This window comes from Streptomyces sp. NPDC047072, assembly GCF_040643855.1.
In the GTDB taxonomy this organism is placed as follows: Bacteria; Actinomycetota; Actinomycetes; order Streptomycetales; family Streptomycetaceae; genus Streptomyces.
In genome coordinates, this window is the sequence record NZ_JBEYVC010000342.1 from 1 (window position 1) to 3185 (window position 3185).

Genomic DNA, 3185 nt, shown 5'->3' on the forward strand with positions numbered 1-3185 from the left:
AGGCAAGCACACCGACCCGCGGTTCGCGTCCTGGTGGGAGGACAACTCCAAGGAGGCGTACTCCACCGGCCTCGCGAACGCCGCCGCCGCGTTCGACAACTACGCGAAGTCCAAGCGCGGACAGCGCAAGGGCAAGCGAGTGGGCATGCCGCGTTTCAAGTCGAAGCGGAAGGCCCGCCTTACCTGCCGGTTCACCACCGGCACGATCCGCATCGAGACCGACGGCCGGCATGTGACGCTGCCCCGCCTGGGAACGATGCGCGTCCACGAGCCCGCCGGCAAGCTCCTGCACCGCGTGCAGGACGGCACGGCCCGGATCCTGTCGGCGACGGTCCGGCGCGAACGCGGGCGCTGGTTCGTCTCGTTCCAGGCCGAGGTCAAGCGTGACCTCGTACGGGTCGCCCGCCCCGGCGTCGCGGTGGGCATCGACCTGGGCATCAAGACGCTCGCCGTGATGGCCGACAGCACCGGCGAGATCCGCGAGGTGGCCAACCCGCGTCGTCGAGTAGGCGAGGCTGAAGTCGCGGTAAGCGAAACCTGTCAGCAGGCCCTGCTTATTTCTTGAATATGTGGCGCATGCCTCCCAAAGCGGACAGGGGTCGGGTGGGCGCGCGTTGAGCTGTCGACAATTTTGCTGATAGTTCTCTCGTCCAGCGCGCGCCGTCCCAGCCCCTTGTCTTCAGGGAGTCTTTCGTGAGCAGGGAAAGAACAAGCAGGGCCCGTCACCGGCGGACCTGGCGGGGTGTCGCCGGCGTGGCCGCCGGTGTCGTCCTCGTCGGCGGCGGTTTCGCGGCGGCGAACGCCGCGACCACCACCGAGAAGAAGTCGGCCGCGCACTTCGCGGTCGACAAGAAGGCCACCGGCACGGCCGCCGTGGTCAGCGCGGCGAACGCGTTCCTCAACACGCTGGACTCCGACCAACAGGCGTCGACCGTCCTGGAGTTCAGCCAGGCGAACGCGACGGCCTGGTCGAACCTGCCGTGTGCGGGCACCTGCCGCCCCGGCATCGACTTCGGCTCGCTGAGCGACGAGCAACTCGCCGCCGCCGAGCATGTGCTGAAGGTCGCCCTCGGGACGGGCAAGGACACCGGCTACGACCACGTCATGCAGACGATCCTCGCCGACGACGTGCTCGCCTCGGCGGAGTCGACCAGCTCGGCGGCTCCGGCGCCGAGCGCGACGGTCACGGACACGGCGACGGATGCGGCGACGGCCACGGCCACCGCGACTCCGACCGACGCCCCCACCGGCGCCCCGCCCTCCGGCGGTACCGGCGGCGGCGCGGGCGGCTTCGCCTACGGCAGCGGCTACTACTACATGGCGTTCCTCGGCACCCCGTCGAAGACCGGCACCTGGCAGCTGCACTTCGGCGGCCACCACCTCGCCGTCAACATCACCTTCAAGAACGGCAAGGTGGCCGGCGCGAGCCCCTTCTTCAGCGGTATCGAGCCCACCAGCTGGACCGCGGACGACGGCACGACGTACGAGCCGATGGCGGAGTTCCGCAACGGCATGCTCGCCCTCACCGGCAGCCTGACCACCGAGCAGCTGGCCGCGGCCAAGCTGTCGGAGTCCTTCGGCGACGTGCTTCTCGGCCCGGGCTCCGACGGCGAGTTCCCGGCGACCAAGGAGGGTCTGAAGGTCAGCGAACTGAGCCCCAAGCAGCAGAAGTTGGTGCTCGCGGCCATCCACCCCTGGGTCGCCGACGTGGACGACGCCACCGCGAAGCAGCTGATGAAGACGTACGCCAAGGAGCTGAAGGACACCTACATCAGCTACTCCGGCGGCACCGGCCTGGACACCAACGGGGACTACGTCCGTATCGACGGTCCCGGCGTGTGGGTCGAGTTCATCTGCCAGACCGGGGTGGTGTACCGCGACAAGATCCACTACCACACGGTGTACCGCGACCACACCCGCGACTACGGCAGCGAGTTCTCCTTCTCATGACCCGTCCGCGAAACTGGCCGGCCGCGCTGCTTCGCCTGGTGGCCGGGATCGCGTTCGCGGTACCGGCGGCGCTCCTCCTGGGGGCGTCGCCGGCCGCCGCGCACCCGATGCCGCACTCGGTCGTGCAGCTCGACGTGTACAAGGACTCGGTCTCCGCGCGACTGGAGCTGCCCGTGGGGGAGTTCACCCGGGCGAGCGGGATCGACGTGTCCGAGAAGACGCTGGGCGCCCGGACCGGGGCCATCCGCGCCTACCTGGTCGCGCACATCCGCCCGACCGCCACGGACGGCAGCACCTGGCAGGTCGCCGTCGGCCGCCCGACCCTCGGCAAGGCCGTCCAGACGGACACCGGCGAGTACCGCGAGCTGGTCGTCCGCGCCACGCTCACGCCGCCGCCCGGCATCGACGTACGGCACTTCACCTTCGGCTACGACGTCATCGTGCACCAAGTCGTCACGCACACCGTGCTGGTGACGGTACGTCAGGACTGGGCCGCCGGACAGGTCGACGGCGCGGGCACCACCCAGGTCGGCACGATCCGCGTCGACACCCGGACCATGAAGGTCCCGGCACTGAAGGTCGACCTCGGCGCGGGCAGCGCCTGGCGGGGCTTCGTCGCCATGGTGGAACTCGGCGGCGACCACATCCTGACCGGCACGGACCACCTGCTGTTCCTGCTCATCCTGCTGCTGCCGGCACCGTTGGCGGCGAGCGGGGGCAGGGGCGGGGACGGCAGCGGGGGCGGGGGTGGAGGAGTCGGGCCCGGCCGTTGGGGCGGGCTGGCCGACGGGCGGGACGAGGGCCGCGGTCTCGGCCGTCGGCGCGGACTGGTCGGCGGCCGGGACGGAGACCGCGGTCCCGCCCGTTGGGACGGACTGGTCGGCGCGCGCACCGCTCTGGCCCGTATCGGGTGTATCACGCTCGCCTTCACCGCCGGGCACTCCGTCGCGCTCGCCGTGACCGCGATCGGGCGGCTGGACATTCCCGCCTGGCCGGTGGAGGCGTTCATCGCGGTGAGCATCCTGGTCGGTGCGGTTCACGCGATCCGGCCGCTGTTTCCCGGCAAGGAGGCGCTCGTGGCCGGGGTGTTCGGGCTCGGGCACGGTATGGCGTTCTCCTTCGTTCTGGCCGAACTGCACCTGTCCACCGGTCAACTCGTCACCAGCCTGCTCGGCTTCAATCTCGGTATCGAACTGGTCCAGCTCCTGCTGGTCTGCCTCGCCCTGCCCTCCCTG

General features: G+C 70.4%; 2 protein-coding genes and 1 pseudogene. All 3 read left to right on the top strand.

Translation table 11 applies throughout. The features are described 5' to 3' along the window. Positions 1–565: pseudogene (locus ABZ896_RS52375) on the top strand (hypothetical protein); the annotation flags it as partial. A 128-nt stretch (positions 566–693) separates the two neighbouring features. Continuing rightward, positions 694–1950 (top strand): DUF3500 domain-containing protein, encoded by a 1257-nt coding sequence (locus tag ABZ896_RS52380; RefSeq protein WP_360946515.1) that lies wholly within the window; start codon positions 694–696, stop codon positions 1948–1950. Beyond that, positions 1947–3185: HupE/UreJ family protein (locus tag ABZ896_RS52385; protein ID WP_360946518.1), on the top strand; the 1239-nt coding region annotated here is incomplete at its 3' end. The genes ABZ896_RS52380 and ABZ896_RS52385, both read left to right, overlap by 4 nt.